General features: G+C 64.9%; 21 protein-coding genes and 1 pseudogene. 14 read left to right on the plus strand and 8 right to left on the minus strand.

The window, feature by feature from the left end:
• Positions 1 to 187, minus strand: a 187-nt coding sequence (locus tag AB4Y34_RS33340; RefSeq protein WP_368718455.1) for a hypothetical protein, incomplete at its 3' end; no start/stop codon positions are given.
• Here AB4Y34_RS33340 and AB4Y34_RS33345 point away from each other — a divergent pair.
• A complete protein-coding gene (locus AB4Y34_RS33345; RefSeq protein ID WP_176111852.1) occupies positions 164 to 454 on the plus strand; it encodes a hypothetical protein in 291 nt (96 codons plus the stop codon). The genes AB4Y34_RS33340 and AB4Y34_RS33345 overlap by 24 nt on opposite strands.
• A gap of 32 nt (positions 455 to 486) precedes the next feature.
• Here the strand turns inward: AB4Y34_RS33345 and AB4Y34_RS33350 are convergent, their stop codons facing one another.
• Entirely contained in the window at positions 487 to 1,977 is a 1,491-nt protein-coding gene (locus tag AB4Y34_RS33350) for a hypothetical protein (protein WP_368718498.1), read from the minus strand.
• Between AB4Y34_RS33350 and AB4Y34_RS33355 the strand changes: the two genes are divergently transcribed.
• Complete coding sequence (locus AB4Y34_RS33355; RefSeq protein ID WP_368718499.1) at positions 1,859 to 2,269, plus strand: hypothetical protein; 411 nt, start codon at positions 1,859 to 1,861, stop codon at positions 2,267 to 2,269. The genes AB4Y34_RS33350 and AB4Y34_RS33355 overlap by 119 nt on opposite strands.
• Positions 2,270 to 2,615: 346 nt before the next feature.
• Here AB4Y34_RS33355 and AB4Y34_RS33360 read toward each other — a convergent pair whose 3' ends face one another.
• Positions 2,616 to 4,556: a sigma-54-dependent Fis family transcriptional regulator gene (locus AB4Y34_RS33360; protein WP_368718456.1), complete on the minus strand. Its 1,941-nt coding sequence runs from the start codon at positions 4,554 to 4,556 to the stop codon at positions 2,616 to 2,618.
• A gap of 440 nt (positions 4,557 to 4,996) precedes the next feature.
• Between AB4Y34_RS33360 and AB4Y34_RS33365 the strand changes: the two genes are divergently transcribed.
• The 6 genes from AB4Y34_RS33365 to AB4Y34_RS33390 all read left to right on the plus strand — a co-directional run bounded on the left by AB4Y34_RS33365 (position 4,997) and on the right by AB4Y34_RS33390 (position 11,812).
• Positions 4,997 to 6,094, plus strand: coding sequence for an NAD(+)/NADH kinase (locus AB4Y34_RS33365; RefSeq protein WP_176383292.1), 1,098 nt, complete (start codon positions 4,997 to 4,999; stop codon positions 6,092 to 6,094).
• Positions 6,095 to 6,134: 40 nt separating this feature from the next.
• Positions 6,135 to 7,118: a thiamine pyrophosphate-dependent dehydrogenase E1 component subunit alpha gene (locus tag AB4Y34_RS33370; protein WP_368718457.1), complete on the plus strand. Its 984-nt coding sequence runs from the start codon at positions 6,135 to 6,137 to the stop codon at positions 7,116 to 7,118.
• 34 nt (positions 7,119 to 7,152) lie between these two features.
• Entirely contained in the window at positions 7,153 to 8,157 is a 1,005-nt protein-coding gene (locus tag AB4Y34_RS33375; RefSeq protein WP_184227749.1) for an alpha-ketoacid dehydrogenase subunit beta, read from the plus strand.
• A 3-nt stretch (positions 8,158 to 8,160) separates the two neighbouring features.
• Positions 8,161 to 9,270, plus strand: a complete 1,110-nt coding sequence (locus tag AB4Y34_RS33380) for an acetoin dehydrogenase dihydrolipoyllysine-residue acetyltransferase subunit (protein WP_368718458.1) — start codon at positions 8,161 to 8,163, stop codon at positions 9,268 to 9,270.
• A gap of 5 nt (positions 9,271 to 9,275) precedes the next feature.
• Positions 9,276 to 10,256 carry a lipoyl synthase gene (gene lipA / locus AB4Y34_RS33385; protein ID WP_368718459.1) on the plus strand — a complete coding sequence of 327 codons (981 nt, stop codon included), beginning with the start codon at positions 9,276 to 9,278 and terminating at the stop codon, positions 10,254 to 10,256.
• Between the two features lie 149 nt (positions 10,257 to 10,405).
• Entirely contained in the window at positions 10,406 to 11,812 is a 1,407-nt protein-coding gene (locus AB4Y34_RS33390; RefSeq protein ID WP_368718460.1) for a DNA-binding protein, read from the plus strand.
• Positions 11,813 to 11,967: 155 nt separating this feature from the next.
• On the opposite strand, the gene AB4Y34_RS33395 is transcribed toward AB4Y34_RS33390, so the two are convergent.
• From AB4Y34_RS33395 to AB4Y34_RS33415, 5 genes and pseudogenes are all read right to left on the minus strand, one after another.
• Entirely contained in the window at positions 11,968 to 13,437 is a 1,470-nt protein-coding gene (locus tag AB4Y34_RS33395) for an aldehyde dehydrogenase (RefSeq protein ID WP_368718461.1), read from the minus strand.
• Positions 13,438 to 13,449: 12 nt separating this feature from the next.
• Positions 13,450 to 14,487: an LLM class flavin-dependent oxidoreductase gene (locus AB4Y34_RS33400; RefSeq protein WP_176383302.1), complete on the minus strand. Its 1,038-nt coding sequence runs from the start codon at positions 14,485 to 14,487 to the stop codon at positions 13,450 to 13,452.
• 11 nt (positions 14,488 to 14,498) lie between these two features.
• On the minus strand, positions 14,499 to 14,798 hold the full coding sequence (locus AB4Y34_RS33405) for a hypothetical protein (protein ID WP_368718501.1): 300 nt from the start codon (positions 14,796 to 14,798) through the stop codon (positions 14,499 to 14,501).
• Positions 14,799 to 14,830: 32 nt separating this feature from the next.
• Positions 14,831 to 15,025 (minus strand): annotated as a pseudogene (locus tag AB4Y34_RS33410) (alpha/beta fold hydrolase); the annotation flags it as partial.
• On the minus strand, positions 14,994 to 15,596 hold the full coding sequence (locus AB4Y34_RS33415) for an amino acid synthesis family protein (protein ID WP_176125497.1): 603 nt from the start codon (positions 15,594 to 15,596) through the stop codon (positions 14,994 to 14,996). The gene AB4Y34_RS33415 and the pseudogene AB4Y34_RS33410, both read right to left, overlap by 32 nt.
• Before the next feature lie 234 nt (positions 15,597 to 15,830).
• Between AB4Y34_RS33415 and AB4Y34_RS33420 the strand changes: the two genes are divergently transcribed.
• From AB4Y34_RS33420 to AB4Y34_RS33445, 6 genes are all read left to right on the plus strand, one after another.
• Positions 15,831 to 16,121, plus strand: a complete 291-nt coding sequence (locus AB4Y34_RS33420; protein ID WP_368718462.1) for a DUF1330 domain-containing protein — start codon at positions 15,831 to 15,833, stop codon at positions 16,119 to 16,121.
• A 102-nt stretch (positions 16,122 to 16,223) separates the two neighbouring features.
• Positions 16,224 to 16,910: a GntR family transcriptional regulator gene (locus AB4Y34_RS33425; RefSeq protein WP_368718463.1), complete on the plus strand. Its 687-nt coding sequence runs from the start codon at positions 16,224 to 16,226 to the stop codon at positions 16,908 to 16,910.
• 251 nt (positions 16,911 to 17,161) lie between these two features.
• On the plus strand, positions 17,162 to 18,085 hold the full coding sequence (locus tag AB4Y34_RS33430; protein WP_368718464.1) for an alpha/beta fold hydrolase: 924 nt from the start codon (positions 17,162 to 17,164) through the stop codon (positions 18,083 to 18,085).
• Positions 18,078 to 19,046 (plus strand): flavin reductase, encoded by a 969-nt coding sequence (locus AB4Y34_RS33435; RefSeq protein ID WP_368718465.1) that lies wholly within the window; start codon positions 18,078 to 18,080, stop codon positions 19,044 to 19,046. The genes AB4Y34_RS33430 and AB4Y34_RS33435 overlap by 8 nt, the downstream gene beginning before the upstream one ends.
• A 110-nt stretch (positions 19,047 to 19,156) precedes the next feature.
• Positions 19,157 to 20,188, plus strand: coding sequence for a polyamine ABC transporter substrate-binding protein (locus tag AB4Y34_RS33440; protein WP_368718466.1), 1,032 nt, complete (start codon positions 19,157 to 19,159; stop codon positions 20,186 to 20,188).
• Positions 20,189 to 20,263: 75 nt separating this feature from the next.
• A complete protein-coding gene (locus tag AB4Y34_RS33445; protein WP_368718467.1) occupies positions 20,264 to 21,148 on the plus strand; it encodes an ABC transporter permease in 885 nt (294 codons plus the stop codon).
• Position 21,149: the final 1 nt, after the last annotated feature.

The following is a 21,149-nucleotide window of genomic DNA, read 5'->3' on the forward strand; positions in this document are numbered from 1 at the left end:
CCCCCCCCGTCACCCCACGACCGAAGCCGGAGCCCACTTCGTACTTGAGGGCATGCGGGTGTCTGCCCTGGGTGTCTGCCCCGTAGGCGCCCGGATTGCCGAAGTTCGGCCAGACGAGCGAGGAGGTCGTAGCGGCTTCGAGCAACCGGATTTCCGCCAGCCAATGAAAAAGGATAATCAGCAGCATATTGCGGTACTGGTTGTTCTCATATCCCAAATCGCCTTTCTGGCAATGTTCGCATTCGCTGAGCATGTCGTCAGGCATAACAAATGGATCGCCGCAGGATTTGGATTCGACCTTTTATTCGGGCTGATTCTGTCGGTCGGTTTTGTCGGGACCTGGCGCGCGCGCGCTATCGATTCAGATTTTCTCGGCCTTCTTCTGGCCAATCCGGTCGAGCTGGCTGTCGTTATTGCAACTGCCGGTCAGTTGGTGGCCATTCTCCTTGTTTAAGCCGATCGGAAAGTGCGCGTCGCAACGTACGCTCAGCTATCGGCATGGCTCGCGATAAAGCTCGCGAACGCGTTATACGGAAGCGCAAGCGCCGTGCCGTTGATCATCAGGCCGTAGGTGGAGTCTCCGCTATCGAGCTCGTAATACATCGCCGATTGGATGTTCTTCGTCTTTCTCGCCTGATAGTAAGTGAGCAGACGCGAGCTGATGTAGTTGGCCCGGTACGCCTCGCTCTTCTCCGGCCCAGTGTTCCATTCCGAGATCACAAAGGGGACGCCATAGCGGGCCTTGCAATAGGTGGGCAAATCGAAGCCCGGGCTGGACCCGTCGGTGCCGATGTCGAAGATGTCGCCGTACACCTCGTAGTTGTGCCACGTAGTCAGGTCCCACCTCACGGTCGGATGGCCGCTCGTGCCATCGGGCTGCTTGCCATCCCACAGAGCGTCGGACGCGCCGATATCAGCAACACAAAAGTTGACGCCGCATTTAGCGTCCGCCTGCACAGACTTCACTCCGTCGATCATGCCGCGCATCGCACCGCGCATCAGCGGCCAGTTCGCATTGTTGAAGTCGACTACGCTCGTTCCCGCGCTGGTGGAGTCGAGAATGATCCCGTTCGCGCGCGTCAGTTCGTTACCGCATTCATACATGGTCACGCCGTGGGGTTGCAATGCCGACGCCACAGTCACCGCGCAATTGAAGCCCCGCGTATAGGCCGCCGCTTCACTCGTGAACAGGTTGCCGTTGCCGTCGTAGATGCCGACGTCGATCAGCACGAAAAGAGTCAAGCCCACCGGCTGGAATGCTTGCGCCAACGCCAGGACCTTGGCGAGTTGCGGTGCGTAGTCCGTACAACTGAGGCGGTACGTCGAGCAGCCGAGGGCCTGCATGATCGATACGATCTGTGACGTCGAATACAGGTAGTCGTAATGCCCGTTGATACCGTGAAACGAGCCGGCCGGCGCCGCGGTCGCGGTGCGCGGATCGCTGCACGGCAACCATTGATCCGCATCGCCGCATACATAGAACTGACCGCCGGACGATTGTGCCCAGAACTTGCCGCCGTACCACATCAGCAGCGCCGCATTCGACATCGTGCCGACGGCATTGCGATTGCGATACACGACGCCGTTCACGACGGTCCATATCGAGCCGGCCTTGTCGATCAGATACGTCGCGGGCGGGATCATGGCGCCGTCGACCGAGGTGCCGCCCAAACGCGGGTCGTTGCACGCGAACCATGTCGTCCCATTCCATCCGTAGAATTGACCGCCGGTTCCCTGGTGATAGATCGTGCTCCCGTACCAGAGGATCAACGAGACGTTGTAGGTGTCGCCCGCGGCGACGCCGTTCCTGTAGACAGACCCGCCGACCAGGGTCCACGACGCGTTCTGACCGTCGATGATCACCGTCGCCGGCGGGATCGTCGTGTTCTGTGGCGAAGCGTTCGAAGCGTTGCCGGGCGACCCCGAGTTCGGGTCTGATGCAGAGCTGGAGCTGTCGCCCGAGCCGGACGTATCGATGGGTCCCGTTCCATTCGATGGCGCCGGCGACGAGCCGTTCGCCACCGTGGTCGCGCTACCCGTCGAGGGCGCAATACTCGCGGTGGTCGTGCCCGTCGTGCCCGTCGAGGCCGAGATGCCGGAGCTTGCCGTGCCGGTAGAGGGTGATGCCGCGGTGCTCGACGGACTCGCGGAATTGCCCGTGGAAGAACCGCCGGCATCCGGCGTACCACCACTACCACCGCCGCCGCCGCCGCCGCACGCGCTCAATACGACAGTTCCGCCGAGCGCAGTAAGACAGCCAAGAAATTGACGTCGTCCAATCATGACAATAGCGCGGGCTGCCGCGAGGCGGCCCACGAGAAAATCTGGAGAGAGAGAAGGGGGGTCCTGCGGGTCGCGAGTGCGTCGCGTGAGCCGTTCAGGACATGCGATGTGCGGTAGTGGATGGTCTTTCGTTGCGACCGATCACTGAGTCCGGCAAGTCATGCCTGTCTGTCGGCACAAATTGCGCGTGGGAGCAGGGTGGGGCGGAAATAAAATCTTTTCGCTCGCGATGGACGAACTGCGGAAAGATTTCACTCGCTCGATGCGGGCGTGGGAATCGGACGAGGTGTGGGCAGCGGCGGGATCGGACCCCCGCCGCCTTTCGCGGCCGCCTATGCGCGATGCGGCCCGACGATGCCCAGCCGCGCGATGCGCCGGTACAGCGTCGCGCGCGATATGCCCAATGCCTGCGCGGCGGCGTTAGGCCGCCACTGGCAATGCGTGAGCGCCGCGACGATCCGCGCCCGCTCGTCGTCGGCGCTGGCCGGCGACGTGGAGGCGACCGCGAGAGCCGGCGTCGCGGCGGGCGCGAGTTGCGCGGCAAAGTCTGGCGACACATGCCGCAACTCGACGCGGGCGGAATCGCAGACCGCGCACGCATAGCGGAGCACGTTGCGCAACTGCCGGATATTGCCCGGCCACGAGAAGGCGGCAAGGCGCTCGGCGAATTGCGGATCGAGCATCAGCACATGGCTGGCCGCCTGTGCTTCCTCGTTGAACACCGTATCGATCACGTCGCGGATGTCGGTGCGCTCGCGCAGCGGCGGTATCCGCAGCGTCGCGCCGCTCAGTCGATAGTAAAGATCCTCACGGAACGATCCGGCATCGACCATCTGCATCAGATCCCGGTGCGTGGCGCAGATCACGTCGATATCGACGCGCACTGGCGTATCGCCGCCGAGTGGCACCACTTCGCCCTCGGCGAGCACGCGCAGCAGGCGGGTTTGCAGGCCGAGCGGCATGTCGCCGATTTCATCGAGAAACAGCGTGCCGCCATGCGCGAGCGCGATCTTGCCGCGCGCGCCGCGACTGCGCGCGCCGGTGAACGCGCCAGGCGCATAACCGAACAGCTCGCTCTCGATCAGCGGCTCCGGAATCGCGCCGCAATTCACCGCGACGAACGGCCGCGTGCGCCGGGAGCCCGAGTCGTGCACCGCGTGCGCGAACACCTCCTTGCCGACACCGGTTTCGCCGAGGAGCAGAACCGGCAGCCGCTTGCCGGCAATCCGCAAGGCGACTTCGGCGTTGCGCGCGATCCGTTCGTCCGAGCTGTGCAGAAAGCGGCTCATTGCGCCGATGCTGCCATCGGCGTGCACATCGCCCGGCCGTGTCGTGACGAGTGGGCGGGCCGCGCGTCTCATCGGCGCGCGAATGCGCGCGTACAGCATCGCGCCGGTCGCGCGCAGCCGCAGCGCCACGATCATGTCGGTGCGCGCGACGTCGTGCAGACGGACCTCGGATGTATCGAATATCTCGTCGATGTGGCGCGGACCGTCGAGACCCGCGATGCTCTCATGCGCCTTGCGGTTCGCGGCGGCGATGTTGCCGCATTCGTCGAAGGCGATCAGCGCTTCGGGTTGCGCTTCGACGAAATGGCGGCTTTGATGGCCGAACAGCACCCAGTGCTGCGCGGTCTGGTTCAGGAAGTAGCCGTCCTCGATCAAACTCGCGCTTTGCCGCACCAGCTGAAACACCAGCCCCTGGCTGTCGCGGTTGTCCGGCGATCGGATCGCCGAGGCATCGAGCACGCCGATCAATTCGCCGGTCGGCGCGAAGATCGGCGAAGCGCTGCACGTGAGCGTCGTGAACGCGGCCCGGAAGTGATCGGTCTTGTGCACGGTGATCGGCGCGAGATCGGTGAGCACGTTCGCGATGCCGCATGTGCCTTCTTCGCGCTCGGACCAGCACGAGCCGATATGCAGCCCCGCATGCTTGAAATCGTTGCGCCGGTCGCGGTCGATCCGATAGTCGATCGTGACGCCGTGCGCATCGGACAGCATCACGCAATAGTCGGCGACGCGGATCATTTCGTGCAGCCGTGTCAGGCACTGGCCCGATGCGCGCAGAAAGGCTTCCTCCTTGCCCTGGACTTCACGCAGCTCGGCGGACGACAGCACGCGCGGGCCGATCACGGAGCTGGGGTCGAGCCGGTACTGCTCGTACGAGCGCTGCCACGACGACACGAGGCGCGGCGAATTCGCTGGCGCGGGCAAGCGTCCTTCGATGGCCCCGCGTACGCGATCGACGTGCTGCGTTTGAGAAACATAGGGCATGGCCGGCTCCAGGCGAGCGACACCGAGTAAGGCGAGTCCCTGTCTTGTAGCACATCCGCAACGAGCAATCACATTGCGGCGCAGCACTCGAGGCGCGTGAGACGAACGTCTCAGAGGCTGGCGAGACGCTGGTCGCATCGCGCAAACCCTTGTCTGGCGCGGTGCCGCGCAAGCGCCGCGGCGCGTGTCGAGCCTCGCGGCTCGTCGTGAAGCGCGCTCGTGAGACACAGTGAACTGCGCGGCGCAGGTCCGATGAAAGCGGCCGTGAACGCGGGCCCCCGCGTCTGCCCTTTGAATACAACGCTTCCAGCCCGTGCGCACGGCGCGCAAGCAACTGGCCCAACCTTTGCAGTATTGCTGGCAGACGAAAGCAAACGCGACAGCAAGCGCGCTTCACCCCAGCAAGTCCGCTTCGCAACTCGCGCACCGGAGACAAGCCAGTGTTATCGCCCATCACCGTCGGCGTGATCGCGAACCCGGCATCGGGCCGTGATATTCGACGCCTCACTACACACGCTTCGGTGTTTCCGACCGCCGAGAAAGCGAACATGGTCGTGCGCCTTCTCGCGGGCCTCGGCATGTTCGGCGTCGCTCGCGTGCTGACCTTGCGCGACCGCACCGGGGTCGCCGCCTTGGTGCTGCGTGCGCTCGAAACCCATGCGGCCGTGGCCGAGCCGCAGCCCTGGCCGAAGGTCGAATTCCTCGAACTGCCGATCACGGACAGCGCGGCGGACACTCACGCGGGTGTCGCGCGAATGGTCGGCTTGGGGGTCGACTTGATCGCGGTGCTCGGCGGCGACGGCACGCATCGCGCGGTGGCCGCGCATTGCGGCGACGTGCCGCTGCTGACGCTGTCGACGGGCACCAACAACGCGTTTCCAGAACTGCGCGAAGCGACGGTGGCGGGCCTCGCGGGCGCGCTCGCCGCTTCCGGACTCGTGCCGCCCGAGGTCGCGCTGACGCGCAACAAGCGTCTGGTGGTCCGCTGCGTCGCGGGCCCGAACAAGGGGCGCGAGGAAATCGCGCTGGTCGATGTGTGCGTGAGCCGGCAGCGGTTCGTCGGCGCGCGGGCGGTCTGCGAGCCGGCGGATCTCGAAGCGCTGTTTCTGACGTTCGCGGCGCCGGATGGCATCGGCCTGTCGTCGATCGGCGGCGCGTGGGCGCCGGTCGAGCGCGGCGCGCCCTACGGGCTGCATCTGACGTTCGCGCGTGCGGGCGAATCCGGCGTGCCGATCTTCGCACCGCTCGCGCCGGGCCGTGTCGATCAGGTGACGATGCGCACCTGCGAGCGTTTCGAAGCGGGTTGCTGGACGCCGCTGCATACCGGACAAGGGACGCTCGCCTTCGACGGCGAGCGCGAGATCGAGCTCGAACGCGACGACCGCTACGAGATCGCGCTCGACTGGGCGGGACCGCTCACGGTCGATGTCGGCCGCACGCTGCGCTTTTGCGCGTCGCGGCAGTTGATGCGCGAAGCGGCGACGCGTCGGAGGCAATCAATTCAGGAGGAAGCCAACGCTGGAAACAAAGCCGGCTGAAGTAGCAGTGACCATCGAGATCATTCCCAGGAGACACACCATGTCTGTTTCGACGCAGTTGAGCAAGGAAAAGCTGCTGGAGGCGTACCGGATGATGCGCACGATCCGCGAGTTCGAGGAGCGTCTGCACGTCGAATTCGCGACCGGCGAGATACCCGGCTTCGTGCATCTGTATGCCGGCGAGGAGGCCTCGGCGGTCGGCACGATGATGCATCTGAACGATGCGGACTATGTCGCGACCACGCACCGTGGTCATGGCCACTGCATCGCGAAGGGTGTGGACGTGCGCGGCATGATGGCCGAAATCTACGGCCGCAGTACCGGCGTGTGCCGTGGCAAAGGCGGCTCGATGCATATCGCCGATCTGTCGAAAGGGATGCTCGGCGCCAATGGGATCGTCGGCGCGGGCGGGCCGCTCGTGTGCGGCGCCGCGCTCGCCGCGAAGCTAAAGAAAAGCGGCGGCGTCGGCGTGTGCTTCTTCGGCGACGGGGCGTCGAACCAGGGCGTGATCTTCGAATCGATGAATCTCGCTTCCGTCTGGCGCCTGCCGGCGATTTTCGTTGCGGAGAACAACGGCTATGCGGAGGCGACCTCGTCGACATGGTCGGTCGCGGCCGACAACATCGCCGACCGCGCGAGCGGCTTTGGCATGCCCGGCGTGATCGTCGACGGCTTCGATTTCTTCGCGGTGCACGAGGCGCTGGGCGCCGCGATCGAGCGGGCGCGCGGCGGCGGTGGCCCGACGCTCGTCGAAATGAAGTTGTCGCGCTATTTCGGGCACTTCGAAGGCGATGCGCAAACGTATCGCGCGCCCGGCGAAGTGCAGAAGCTGCGCGACGAAAAAGACTGCCTGAAGCGCTTCGAGGAGCGCGTGGTGCGGGCCGAAATGCTCAACGCCGACGAACTGCGCGGCGTCGATGCCGAGGTGAAGCGGTTGATCGACGGCGCGGTGACGGAAGCGAAGGCCGCGCCTCTGCCGACGGCCGCCGACCTGCTGACCGACGTCTACGTGTCCTATCCGTAATCCACAGCGCGAATCAATCAATCAGGAGACAGTCATGGCACGGAAGATCACGTTTTCTCAGGCGATCAACGAAGCGCTGAGCCAGGAGATGGCACGCGATGAAACCGTCATCGTGATGGGCGAGGACAACGCGGGCGGCGCCGGGTCCCCAGGCGAGCAGGATGCATGGGGCGGTGTGCTCGGTGTGACGAAAGGGCTTTTTCACAAGTATCCGGGGCGGGTGCTCGACACGCCGCTATCGGAAGGCGGCTTCATCGGCGCGGCGGTCGGCGCGGCCGCATGCGGCCTGCGTCCGGTGGCCGAGCTGATGTTCATCGATTTCATGGGCGTGTGCTTCGACCAGATCTTCAATCAGGCCGCCAAGTTTCGCTATATGTTCGGCGGCAAGGCAGTGACGCCGGTCGTGATTCGCACGATGCAGGGCGCTGGCCTGCGCGCGGCCGCGCAGCACTCGCAGATGCTGACGTCGTTGTTCACCCACATACCCGGCCTGAAGGTGGTGTGCCCGTCGACGCCGTACGACGCGAAGGGTTTGCTGATCCAGGCGATCCGCGACAACGATCCGGTCATCTTCTGCGAGCACAAGCTGCTGTATGGCCGCGAGGGCGACGTGCCGGAAGAGTCGTATGCGATTCCGTTCGGCGAAGCGAACGTGGTGCGCGAAGGCGACGACGCGACGATCGTCACGTATGGCCGGATGGTTCATCACGCGACCGATGCCGCCGAAACGCTCGCGAAAGAGGGCATCCAGGCCGAGGTGATCGATTTGCGCACGACCTCGCCGCTCGACGAGGAAACGATATTGGAAAGCGCTGAGCGCACCGGACGCGTCGTCGTGGTCGACGAGTCGAATCCGCGCTGCTCGATTGCGACCGATATCGCCGCGCTGGTCGCGCAGCGCGCGTTCCATTCGCTGAAGGCGCCGATCGAACTCGTGACCGCGCCGCATACGCCCGCGCCTTTCGCAGGCGTGCTCGAAGACATGTATATCCCGTCGGCGGAGAACATCGCCGCGGCCGTGCGGAAAGTAAGGAGCTGAGCAATGCCGATTCACATGATCACGATGCCCAAGTGGGGGCTGTCGATGGAGCAGGGGCAGGTCAACGGCTGGCTGAAGGAGGTCGGCGAAAAAGTCGCGAAAGGCGACGAAATACTCGACGTCGAGACCGACAAGATTTCGTCGGGCGTCGAGTGCGCTTTCGACGGCACATTGCGCCGGCAGATCGCGCAGCAGGGCGACACGCTGCCGATCGGCGCGCTGCTCGGCGTCGTCGCGCACGCCGAGACGTCCGATGCCGACATCGATGCAGCCGTCGAGGCGTTCCAGCGCGACTTCGTGCCGGTCACCGCGGATGCCGCGGACGCGGGGCCGCAGCCGGAAAAAGCGCAGATCGGCGGGCGCACCGTGCGTTACCTGAAGATCGGCGACGGCGGCACGCCCGCTGTGCTGATCCACGGCTTCGGCGGCGATCTGAACAACTGGCTCTTCAACCATGCGGATCTCGCCGCGCACCGCGCCGTGTGGGCGCTCGATTTGCCAGGGCACGGCGAGTCGGGCAAGGCGGTCGACACGGGCAGCCTCGACGAACTGGCCGACAGCGTGATCGCGTTTCTCGATGACCGGGGCATTGAGCGCGCGCATCTGGTCGGCCATTCGATGGGCAGCGCCGTGTCGATGACGGTCGCCGCGAAGGCGCCCGAACGCGTCGCGTCGCTGGCCTTGATCGCGGGCGCGGGGCTCGGCGACGAGATCAACCGCGAGTACATCGAAGGCTTCGTCGCGGGCAGCAGCCGCAACACGCTGAAGCCGCATCTGGTGAAGCTGTTCGCCGACGGGTCGCTGGTCACGCGGCAACTGGTCGAAGACATCGTCAAGTACAAGCGGCTCGAAGGCGTGAACGACGCGTTGCGCAAGATTGCCGCGTCCGCGTTCGAAGGCGGGGTGCAAAGCCGCGTCTATCGCGACCGGCTCGACACGCTCGCGCCGCGCACGCTGGTGATCTGGGGGGCGCAGGACCAGATCATTCCGGCCGCGCACGCACAGGGCCTGCCCGCTCAGGTGCGCGTGCACGTAATCGACGGCAAGGGGCACATGGTGCAGATGGAGGCTGCATCGGACGTGAACCGCCTGCTCAACGAGTTCTTCGGATAACCGCGATGGACGCCGCTTCTCATACCGACAGCGTCACGGCGCTTGGCCAGCATGGCAAGCGCAATCGCGACAAGCTCGCCCGCATTCCGGTGAAGATCGTGCCGGCGGACCATGCGGCCGTCTTGCCGAAGCCGCCCTGGCTGCATGCTCGGCCGATGATGAGCGAAACCGTCGCGGGCATGGCGGCGGTTTTGCGCGAGCACAAGTTGCATTCGGTCTGCGAGGAGGCGATGTGTCCGAACATCGGCGAGTGCTTCGCGCAGCGCACCGCGACATTCATGATCATGGGAGGGATCTGCACGCGGCGCTGCGCGTTCTGCGACGTCGCGCATGGCCGGCCGCAAGCGCTCGACGAGGACGAGCCCGCGCGGCTCGCCGACGCCGTCGCGGCGCTGGGGCTGCGCTACATGGTGATTACATCGGTGGACCGCGACGATCTGCGCGACGGCGGCGCCGCGCACTTCGCCCGCTGTATCGCGCTGGTGCGCGAGCGCGTACCGGGCATTCGCGTCGAAATCCTGACGCCGGATTTTCGCGGGCGCATCGGGCGCGCGCTCGATGCGCTGTCCGGCGCGTGGCCGGACGTCTTCAACCACAACATCGAGACGGTGCCGTCGCTGTATCGGGCGGCGCGGGCAGGCGCGGACTATCGCGGCTCGCTCGAACTGCTGTCGCGAGCGAAACGCCAGAACGCGGCGGCGTTGACCAAATCCGGCCTGATGGTCGGCCTCGGCGAGACCGACAGCGAACTGCTCGCCACGATGCGCGATCTGCGCGCGCACGACGTCGACGTGCTGACGATCGGTCAGTATCTCGCGCCGTCGCGGTATCACATGCCGGTGCGGCGATATGTGCCGCCCGCGACTTTCGACATGCTGCGCGATGAAGGTTTGAAGATGGGGTTCGTCGAAGTAGTGGCGGGGCCGCTCGTGCGCTCGTCGTATCACGCGGATCGGACGCCGCAGGGCCACGCCCCAATCCCGTGAATACCTCCCCGTAACCTCGGCTTTTCGACCGATTGGCCGCCAGCCAGGTAGCCGACAATTGGTGGCTATACGAGGCGAGTCCCAGCGCGCGGCTGCCTCCCGGACGACGAAACGGTATTCGTCACCACGTGCACTTTGTCGAGGCAGACATGTCAAGCAACATTACGATCACGGACGAACTCGTAGCTGAAATCGCAAACCGGATGGCCGACGAGGGCCAGAAGGTGTCTCCCGTCGCCATCTGGTCCGAAGTCCATAGCGGTTCGGTGGTCGCGGTGTCCGCGGCATTGCGCAAGTGGCGCGAAACGCGCGCCGCGCGGGTGCCGCAGGTCGTCGAACGTCCTGCTTTGCCGGAAACCGTGACGGACACCATGCGCGAAGCGCTCGACCGGCTGTGGACGTCGGCGCAGGACGAAGCGGAACGCTCAGTGGCGCGACGCCTCGCCGCGATGCGCCAGCGTGTCGATGACGCCAGCAACGAGCGCGACGAAGCGCTCGCCGAACTGCAAACCACCGTCCAGGAACTCGATGCGCTGCAGGTCCAGCTGGACAAGATGACCAGCGCCTACGACGAGAAGGTCGATGCCGTGGCCGGACTGGAAGAGGACATCGCGCTCGCGGTGCAACGCACCGACGCGGCCGAGAAGCGCGCGCAGGAGCTTGCCGAGCGCGTTTCACACCTCGAAGCGGAACTGGAGCGCGCGGAACAGGCCGCGCAGCGTGGAGCGATTGCGGGCGACGAGAGCGATGCCGCGGGCGCGGGCGAGGCGGCGAGCGAGTCGGCTGAGTCGGTAGTCGAAACGCCGGCCGGCGAAGCAGAGCGCGCGGCGCTGGAAGCGGAGCATGCCGAAGCGGTCGCTCGTCTTCAGAGCGAGCTCGAAGCGATTCGCGCGGAACTGCAGGCCGAGCAGGAAGCGCATGCGGCCCGACGCGAAGAGGTCGAGGGCGCGCAGGCTGAACGGGATGCCGCCGCGCTCGAATTGCAGAATGCCCAGACGCAAATCGCCAGCCTGAGCGACGAGCGCGATGCGGACGCTTCCGAAATCGCGAGGTTGTCGGCCAGCTTGTCCGAAGCGCAGGAGCGTGCCGACGCGGAGCAGCAGCGCGTGGCCGAACTGGCCGAAAGCGCGGCGGCTGCGAGCGAGAAGGCCGAGGACGCGGAATCGGCGTCGCCGGCGGGTGTCGACTCGCAGGAACTCGAGGCATTGAAGGCGCAGATGTCGCGCGACGCGCAAGCGCATGCCGCAGCGATTGCCGAGGCGCGGGAGACCGTCAGGAAATGGTCCGACTACTCGAACGCACTGAAGCAGCAGTTGACTCAGGCGAATGAAAAAATGGTGGTCGTCCTTGCCCGCGGCGCGGGCGAAGCGACCTTGAGCCGCCGGCTTTCGGCTGAACTCGGTCAGGTCGAGCCGGAGCATGAATTGCTGCGCAAGGAGATCCAGCAGCAAGTGATCGTCGAAACGATCACCGCTCACCTCGAGAAACAAGGCTACCGCTACGACGAGCAGACGGGTGCGGTGTCGAAGCTGAACACCGAAAGCTCGCCTGCGTGACAATGGTCAGAACGCTGTTGGCGTTCGACGGGTTCTTCATAGTGTTTCCATCTTTGTCGCACAGGCGTGCGCCATGCCACGTTCGATGGACGTGACATGGCATTGCCCTCTACGGCTTTGAAACGGTGCAGCGGGGAATGGACCGCGCGCTGGACTCAGCGCATCACGAACGGATCGCTGATCGGCTCGTCCGAGGTGCGCAGCCATACCGACTTCGTCGTCGTGTATTCGAGCGCCGCGGCCATGCCGCCTTCGCGGCCGTGACCGGACAGGCCGAAGCCGCCGAATGGCACCAGCGGCGACACCGCGCGATAGGTGTTGATCCAGACGATCCCTGAGCGCACGCGCTTCGACACGCGATGCGCACGAGTCAGGCTGGTGGTGAAAATGCCCGCCGCGAGACCGTAGGCGGTGCTGTTCGCCTTGTCGATCGCTTCCTGCTCGGTGGTGAACGTATCCACCGAAAGCACCGGCCCGAACAGCTCCGTCGTAATGCTGTCGGCGTCGCTCACGCCGGTGCAGTCGAGAATCGTCGGCGCATAGTAGTAGCCGTCGCGCTCCAGCGTCTTGCCGCCGGCGAGCACCCTGGCGCCCTGGCGCACCGAGTTCGCGACGACCTTCTCGATGTTGCGCAGTTGCCTCTCGGTGCAAAGCGGGCCGTATTCGGTCGTCATCTCGTTGGGCGAACCCACGCGTATGCGCGACACGCGCTCCACCAGCAGGGCGAGAAACCGCTCTTTCACGGAGGCTTCGATCAGCAGCCGCGAGCCCGCCACGCAGCTTTGGCCGCTCGCCGCGAAGATGGCCGCGACCTGCGCGTTCACGGCGCTCTGGATATCGGTATCGGCGAACACGATGAAGGGCGACTTGCCGCCCAGTTCCAGCGACACCTTCGCGAGGTTGTTCGAGGTGTTCGACACGATGTGCCGCGCAGTTTCCGGGCCGCCCGTGAAGGCAACCTTGTCGACCTTCGGATGGCTGCTGAGCACCGCACCGCATTCCGGCCCGAAGCCGGTAATCACGTTGACGACGCCTGGCGGGAAGCCGGCCTCGTGCACGAGCTTCGCGAATTCGAGCAGCGGTCCTGGGGCTTCCTCGGACGCCTTCAGCACGACCGTGCAACCGGCGGCGAGCGCCGGCCCGAGCTTGACGGCGGATAGGAACAACTGGCTATTCCACGGCACGATCGCGGCGACCACGCCGACCGGCTGCCGTTCGAGCCAAACCTGCATGTCCGGCTTGTCGACGGGAATGCTGCTCCCTTCGAGCTTGTCGGCGATGCCGGCGTAGTAGCGGTAGTACTCGGCGACGTAAGCGATCTGGCTGGACGTCTCGCGAATGATCTTGCCGGTGTCGTTCGTTTCAATTTCAGCGAGTCGCGGCGCAGCCTGTTCGACGAGCCCGGCCAGCTTGTAGAGCATCTTGCCGCGCGCCGACGCGGTGAGGCCGGCCCACGCGGAATCGGTGAGCGCGCGGCTGGCCGCCTCGACCGCGCGGTTGACCTGCTCCGTGCGCGCTTCGGGCATCTGCGCCCACGCTTTGCCGGTGGCCGGGTTGACGCTCGCGAACGTGGCGGCGCCGGGTTCGAACTGTCCGTCGATATACAGCTGAAAATGCGAATCCATGGCGTCGGCCCCTTACCGGAATGCAGGCATCACGTCGTTGATCATGCGTTCGAGCGATGCCTTCTTGCGCTCGAAGCTCATGCCCGTATCGATCCAGAACGAGTACTCGTCGAAGCCGAGCGCCTCGTATGCCCTCAGGCGCGCAATCACTTCCTCGGGCGTGCCGATCACGTTGTTCCTGCGCATCGCCGCGGGCGTGTAGAACGGATGAGCAGCGATCTCTTCCGGGCTCAGCGTCTTGATCATGCCGCGGCTCACCGGCCGCTCGTTCTTGAACCATGCACCGAAGTAGTTGTAGAAGGTGTTCACTTCGTCGGCCGCGATCTGCGCGTCGTTTTCGCTGCTCGCGACATACGTGTGACGCAGCAGCATGATCTGCGGGCGCGGCAGGCTGCTGAACTTCTCGCACGCGGCGTTGAAGTGGCCAACCAGCTTCTCGACCTCTTCGTCGCCCAGATGCAGCGGCGTCACCTGCACGTTGCAACCGTTGGACACCGCGAACTCGTGGCTGTTCGGATCGCGCGCGGCCACCCAGATCGGCGGGTGCGGGCGCTGCAGCGGCAGCGGCGAAGACGTCGTGGAAGGGAATTTCCAGAATTCGCCTTCGTGCGCGTAATCGCCTTCCCAGAGCTTTTTCACAGCCGGGATCAGTTCGCGCATGCGTTGACCCGCGCCCCACGCGTCGAGCCCCGGATGCAGGCGTTCGTATTCGAACGAATACGCGCCGCGCGCGATGCCCAGCTCCAGGCGGCCGTTCGAAATGATGTCGGTCATCGCGGCTTCGCCGGCGAGCTTGATCGGGTGCCAGAACGGCGCCACCACCGTGCCGGTGCCGAGCCTCACATGCTTCGTCTTGTTGGCGAGGTCCGCGAGATTGATGAACGGATTCGGCGCGATCGTGAAGTCCATGCCGTGGTGCTCGCCGGTCCAGACGGCGTGCATGCCGCCGCGATCGGCAATCTGGCAAAGCTCGACCATTTCGTCATACAGCTGCTTCTGACTGGTCTGCCCGGAGACGCGCTCCATGTGAACGAAGAGGGAAAATCGCATGATGTGACCTTTCAGGAATGAAGCGGGCGGACTGTGCCGTTGCTATGGTCGCCGAAGTACAACCCGTAGCTCTTCAACTGGCTTTCCTTGCGGTAGCGGTGCAGCATGCTGGCCACGGCGCTGTCCTGCAACGCTTGCGTGTCGATGTCGTCGAGGCCGATGAATTTGCCCGAAGCGTCAGCCGAAGCGGCGAGTTCATCCGGCGCGCTGCACAGGAACGAGATGTACTGGTATTGGGTTTCGGTGTCGTTGTAGGCCGAATAGATGAAGCTTGCCGATGCGTCGGGCTGGTACTTCTCGCCGCTGCCCACTCGACGAACTGTTGCAAGCCGGCGCCTGGCTCGAGCCGGTCGCTTCGACCGTGGCCCGGCATATCGAGCGAGATCACCCGAAACTCGGACGACAGCCCTTCGATCTGCGGATACCACGCGAGCGCCTGCATGCCGACGCCGTGGATCAGGACCAGCGGTTCGCCGCTGCCCTGCTCCAGATAGTGCGGGACGCGCTTATTTGACAGCTGCAGGGTTCTTGACGTCATTTCCGAGCTCTGCGAGGTCTTTGTAGCGATCGCCAATGCGGTGATGCGGACGGCCACCGGTCGCGGCGCCAATCGCGATCACGAGTTCGTCCGCGGCCGGCGCGTCCGCAATCGCAAACTGCAGCGTCAGATAGTGCGAACGGCGGCCTTCGTCGTTCTTGTCCATCATCGGAATCAGCAGCGGGGCGTTGGCGGGGCCGCGCGTGTTGTTGAACGCCAGATACGACTTCGCACCGACGGCCGAGCGATACGTGTTGCCGAAGTGCAGCGTGTGGATCAGCGCGGACGCATGCTCGATCTCGCCCGCAAGGCCGACGATCGCGCTCTTGCCGAACGCTTCGACCGCTTCGCCCGAACCGGCTTCGTCGATGATCAGCCTGGTCAGGTGCTCGCTCAGTTGCGGCGCGAGCGCACGAATCTCCGGCGACAGGTCTTCCACATAACCGCGGCCCGCCCACGGGTTCTTGATCACGGCGGCCGCGCCGATCATTTTCAGCGGCTTGGCGGCGACCTTGTCGCCGTCGACGAAGACGGTCTCGACATGGAGGATGGATTTGCGAATCAGGCTCATGGCAGCTTCCTGCGTGGGTTGGATGTATGAGGCATTTTGGTATACCATGTTACGGCATGCCATGAGTGTTAACCCGGGGCGCCGTGGAAGCCGCGTCTGGTGGGGAAAGGGCGTTTTTTGCGAGGGATTTGCTGGCGAGCAGCGACGTCGAAAACACGTAGTGCGCGGTTCGTCGGACCATCAACGAAGCGGCAGCTATGGCGCAAACCATTCTGGATTTAAGAAGGAGGAGATATGGCTGCATATTGGATCGCGCACGTAACCGTGCTCGATGCGGCGAAATACAAGGGCTACACGGACCTCGCACCGCAGGCGTTCAACAAGTACGGCGCGGTGTTTCTCGCGCGCGGCGGCGCGTCGGAGGTGCTGGAAGGTGAATCGTTCGAGCGGCACGTCGTGATTCGCTTCAGGGACATGCAAACGGCGCTCGACTGCTATCACTCGCCCGAGTATCAGGCCGCCAAACAGAAGCGCGACGGACATTGCCGGGCGCTGATCACGATCGTCGAGGGCCTGGGCGGCTGATTGTGCCCTCGTGTGCAAGCCAGAAAGTCAGATAAGTCATAATATGGCATTCCACGCCCGCGCCCTCGGTGCGGGCCTTCGTCCATCGTCCCACTGCCGCCTATGCACGACCTCAAAATCGACCGCAATGTCAAAACCTTGCGTGAACTCACGCTCGACAAACTGCGCGCCGCGATAGTCCAGGGGTATTTCCGGCCGGGCACCCGCCTCGTCGAACGCACGCTTTGCGACGAGCTTGGCGTGAGCCGCACCGTCGTGCGCGAGGTGCTGCGGCATCTGGAGACCGAAGGCTTGGTCGAGATCGTCGCGCGGCAAGGTCCGATCGTCGCGCGGCTCGACCCCGCGCAGGTCGGCGAGATCTACGAGTTGCGCGGGCTGCTCGAAGCGAACGCCGCGCGGGCCTGCGCCGAGCGCGCCACGCCTGAAGTCATCCGGCAACTGCGCGAGATCCGCGCAATCATCGAAGACGCGTTCGAGAAACACGATCTGCCGCGCGTGCTCGAATACACCGAGCGCTTCTACGAAACGCTGTTCGAAGCCGCCAACAAACAGGTGTCGCTGGCGGTCGTCACGTCGCTGAACGCGCGCATCAACCGCCTGCGCGCGTTGACCATCGCGACGCCGGGCCGAGGCGGCGACTCGAACCGTGAAATGAACCTGCTGCTCGACGCGATCGAGCGGCGCGACGGTGACGCGGCGTCCGCAGCGTCGTTCGCGCATATCAAGCGGGCGTCGGAACTGGCTTTGACGGTTCTTGCGGAGCAGAACGAAGCAACCGGCGACGTCTAAGCCCATCCGTAGTCGCCCCTATCAAGGCCGCCGGCATCTGCCGGCGGCCTTTTCTTATGTCTGTTTGATTAAGCAAACACGCGCTTAGCCTAAACCGTGCCAGCGTAATTCAGCGCAATATCATGGTATTCCATAATACGCTATGCATTGTTGTAGGCCATAAGATGGCATACCATAATCTCATCGATATTGATCTTTGGCTCGAAGCCTGAAAGGAGAAACCCCATGACGTGCGAAGTGGAGCGTGTCCGATGAAGCCCGATATGTCACCGACGCGCGTGATCTCGCATGGTCAGCGTGGCCGCACCGCGGGCACCTGCTACAGCGTGTACGCGCGGCAATCGGACGCCGCCGCCGAAACCGTCGTGCTGATCCACGGCGTAGGCATGAATCAGAGCGTGTGGGCGCCGCAGATCGATGCGTTATCCGAATCGTTTCGCGTCGTTGTCTACGACATGCTGGGGCACGGCGACAGCGTGCTGCCGAGCGCGGAGCCCTCTCTCGACGAATATGCGGCGCAGCTCGCGTCGCTGCTCGACGCGCTGCGGATCGAGCGCGCGCACGTGGTGGGGCATTCGATGGGCGCGCTGGTCGCGCTGGAATTCGCGCTGACCCACCCCGAGCGCACGCTCAGCGTCGCCGCGTTGAACGCGGTGTACGACCGCACGCCGGCACAGCGCGAGGCGGTGATGACGCGCGCGGCCACGCTCGGCGATGCGCGTGCCGACACCGGGGTGGACGGAACCCTGTCGCGCTGGTTCGGCGATCCCATTCCGGGACACCTGACCCAGGCCGCGCGGGCGGTGCGAGCGCTGCTGCTTGCCGTCGATCCGGTGGGCTACGCGCGCACCTACCGTCTGTTCGCCTGCTCGGACGACGCGCATGTCGGGCGTCTCGCGAGTCTCGCGATACCCGCGCTATTTCTGACGGGCGAGGGCGATCCGAATTCGAGCGCGCAGATGTCCCGGGCGATGGCCGCGGCGGCACCACAGGGCCGCGCCGAAGTGATCGCGAACGCGCGCCACATGATGAACGTCACCGACCCGGAGCGCGTGAACGCAAGCCTGCTCGCGTTCCTCGTCGAAGCATCGGCGTTGCGAAGGAAGAACCCCGCGACGACCGCAGCAAACACCGCAGCAACTACCGCAGTACCAACCGGAGAACGCCATGGCTGAGTCGATCACCGCCCCGCGCGCGCAACCCGCTTTCGATATCGTCGATTTTCGACGCGCGCTCGGCGCATTCGTGACGGGCGTGACCGTCGTCACGACCGTCCAGGCAGACGGCTCGCCGCGCGGCTTCACGGCGAACTCGTTCACGTCGGTGTCGCTCGATCCGCCGCTGATTCTCGTGTGCATCGCGAAGACGGCGGCGAGTTACGCGGTGTTCTCGGACACGCACCGCTTCGCGGTGAGCGTGCTCGCCGAAGACCAGAAGCATGTGTCCGGCGTGTTCGCTTCGAAGGCCGCGGACAAGTTCGCGCAAGTGCCGTGGAGCACGCGCAAAACGGGCGCGCCGGTGATGGATGGCTCGGCCGCGAGCTTCGACTGCACGACGCATCAAGTGGTCGATGCGGGCGATCACATCATCCTGATCGGTCGCGTGGTGGACTTCGTGCAAACGAGTTCGTCGCCGCTTGGCTACTGCCGCGGCGCATACGTGAACTTCAGCCTGTCGCAGGACGCGCTGACCGCGGCTGGTGGGCGCGCGAAAGTCGGCGCGATCCTCGAGCACCGCGACGGGCTGGTGCTCGTCGACACCGGCAAAGGCTTGGGGCTGCCAACCGGCATCAAGCTCGACCCGGCCAGCGACCCCGCGAGCCTGCACGGCGTGCTCGCCAAGCTCGGCCTGCATGTGCATCTCGACTTCCTGTTCGCAGTGTTCGAGGACGGCAGCGGCAAGGAGCCCGGCGTGCATATCTACTATCGCGGCCGCGTGATTCCCAACGGCTCGCCGTGGCTCGACAGCAGCGTGCGCATCGTGCCGCTGACCCAGATTCCGTGGGACGACGTGAGCGACGCCGCCGTGCGCTCGATGCTCGAACGCTATGAGCGCGAACGCAGACAGGACGCGTTCGGCATTTATGTCGGCGATAGCGAAGCCGGCACCGTGCAGCCGCTCGGCCTCGCGCATTGACAGCGCGGCACCGCTGCAACCCACAACTCACAACTCACAACGATGAAGCCGGCGCGTTTTCTCGCCGCCGGACCGACGAAGCAACACCCAACCGTATCCCGGAGACAGACATGAGCAGCAGAAGCATTCCGTTAATCGCGCCGTTGTTCGTTGCATGCGCGACGGCGCTCGCGGCAGCGCCCGCACTCGCCGCAGACCCGATCGTCTTCACCAGCTGGGGCGGCACCACGCAGTCGTCGCAACAGAAGAATTGGGCGCAGCCGTTCACGCAGGCGAGCGGCATCACCGTATTGATGGATGGCCCGACCGACTACGGCAAGCTGAAGGCGATGGTCGATAGCGGCAACGTAAGCTGGGACGTCGTCGATGTGGAAGGCGACTTCGCGTACGCCGCGCAAAAGGCCGGCCTGATCGAGCCGATCGACTACTCGGTCGTGAAGAAGGACGAGCTGGACCCGCGCTTTGCGGCGCCGGACGCGGTGGGCAGCTTCTATTACTCGTTCGTGCTCGGCTACAACAAGTCGAAGTACACGGGCGCGCAGCCGCAGACGTGGGCAGATCTGTTCGACACGAAGAAATTCCCCGGCAAGCGCACGTTCTACAAGTGGTCGGCGCCGGGCGTGCTGGAAATCGCGCTGCTCGCCGATGGCGTACCGCCGAACAAGCTCTATCCGCTCGACCTCGACCGTGCGTTCAAGAAGCTCGACACGATCAAGAGCGACATCGTCTGGTGGAGCGGCGGCGCGCAGTCGCAGCAACTGCTCGCGTCGGGCGAAGCGCCGATCGGCATGTTCTGGAATGGGCGCTTGCACGCGCTCGCGCAGACCGGTGTGCCGGTGGCCATTTCGTGGAACCAGAACCTGACCGCCGCCGACATGCTGGTGATTCCGAAGGGCGCGAAGCATCGCGCGGAAGCGATGAAGTATCTGGCGGCCGCGACGAGCCCGCAGGCGCAGGCGAAATTCGCCGCCGAGACGGGTTACGCGCCGATCAACGTGAAGTCGGCCGCGCTGATGCCGGCCGCGATGGCGAAGACGCTGCCCGACCAGTACAAGGACTCGCAGATCAATCTCGACATGAAGTACTGGGCCGACAACCGCGACGCGATTGCGAAGCGCTGGTACGCGTGGCAATCGAAATAAGCGGCACGGACCGACGTTAGAGCCGAGCGCCGCGCAATGAACCGGCGCGCACAGAGACACCGAGCAGGAGACATCATGCCCAACGTAATGAGTACCGTCGCGCATCCGCCCGCGACGGCCGCGCGCAAGCGGCGCGACTGGCGCAGCATCTGGCTGCTGACGCCGGCCATGCTGCTGCTGCTGATCTTCTTCCTGCTGCCGGTGCTGTCGCTGCTATTGCGCAGCGTGCTCGAGCCGACACCGGGACTGGAGAACTATCGGCAACTGGTCGGTTCGACCACATATCTGCGCGTCTTCGGCAATACCTTTCTCGTCGCGACGGTCGTGACCGTCGTCACGGTGCTGGTGGGCTTTCCGATGGCATGGCTGCTCGCGATCGCGCCGCGCAAGCTCAGCTCCATGCTATTTGCGATCCTGCTGCTGTCGATGTGGACCAACCTGCTCGCACGGACTTTCGCGTGGATGGTGCTGTTGCAGGGCACGGGTCCGATCAACCGCGCGCTGATGGCGATCGGCCTGATTCACGAGCCGCTCGCGCTCGTGAACAACCTCACCGGCGTGACGATCGGCATGACGTACATCATGCTGCCGTTCCTCGTGATGCCGCTGCACGCGACACTGCGCGGCATCGATCCGTCGACGCTGCGTGCCGCCGCGGTCTGCGGCGCGAGCCGCTGGCAGGCGTTCTGGCGCATCCTCGTGCCGCTCGCGATGCCGGGCGTGGCCTCCGGCGCGCTGATGGTGTTCGTGATGGCGCTCGGCTACTTCGTCACGCCCGCGCTGCTCGGCGGTCCGTCTTACATGATGCTCGCCGAACTCATCGCGCAGCTCGTGCAGGAACTGCTGAACTGGGGCCTCGCCGGTGCTGCCGCTTTCGTACTGCTGAGCGTGACGCTCGTGCTCTATGCGTTGCAATTGCGCTTCACCGGCAGTGCGCGCGCCATTCAGGGAGGACGCTGAC

The organism is Paraburkholderia sp. BR10954, from assembly GCF_040965775.1.
Classification (GTDB): domain Bacteria; phylum Pseudomonadota; class Gammaproteobacteria; order Burkholderiales; family Burkholderiaceae; genus Paraburkholderia; species Paraburkholderia youngii.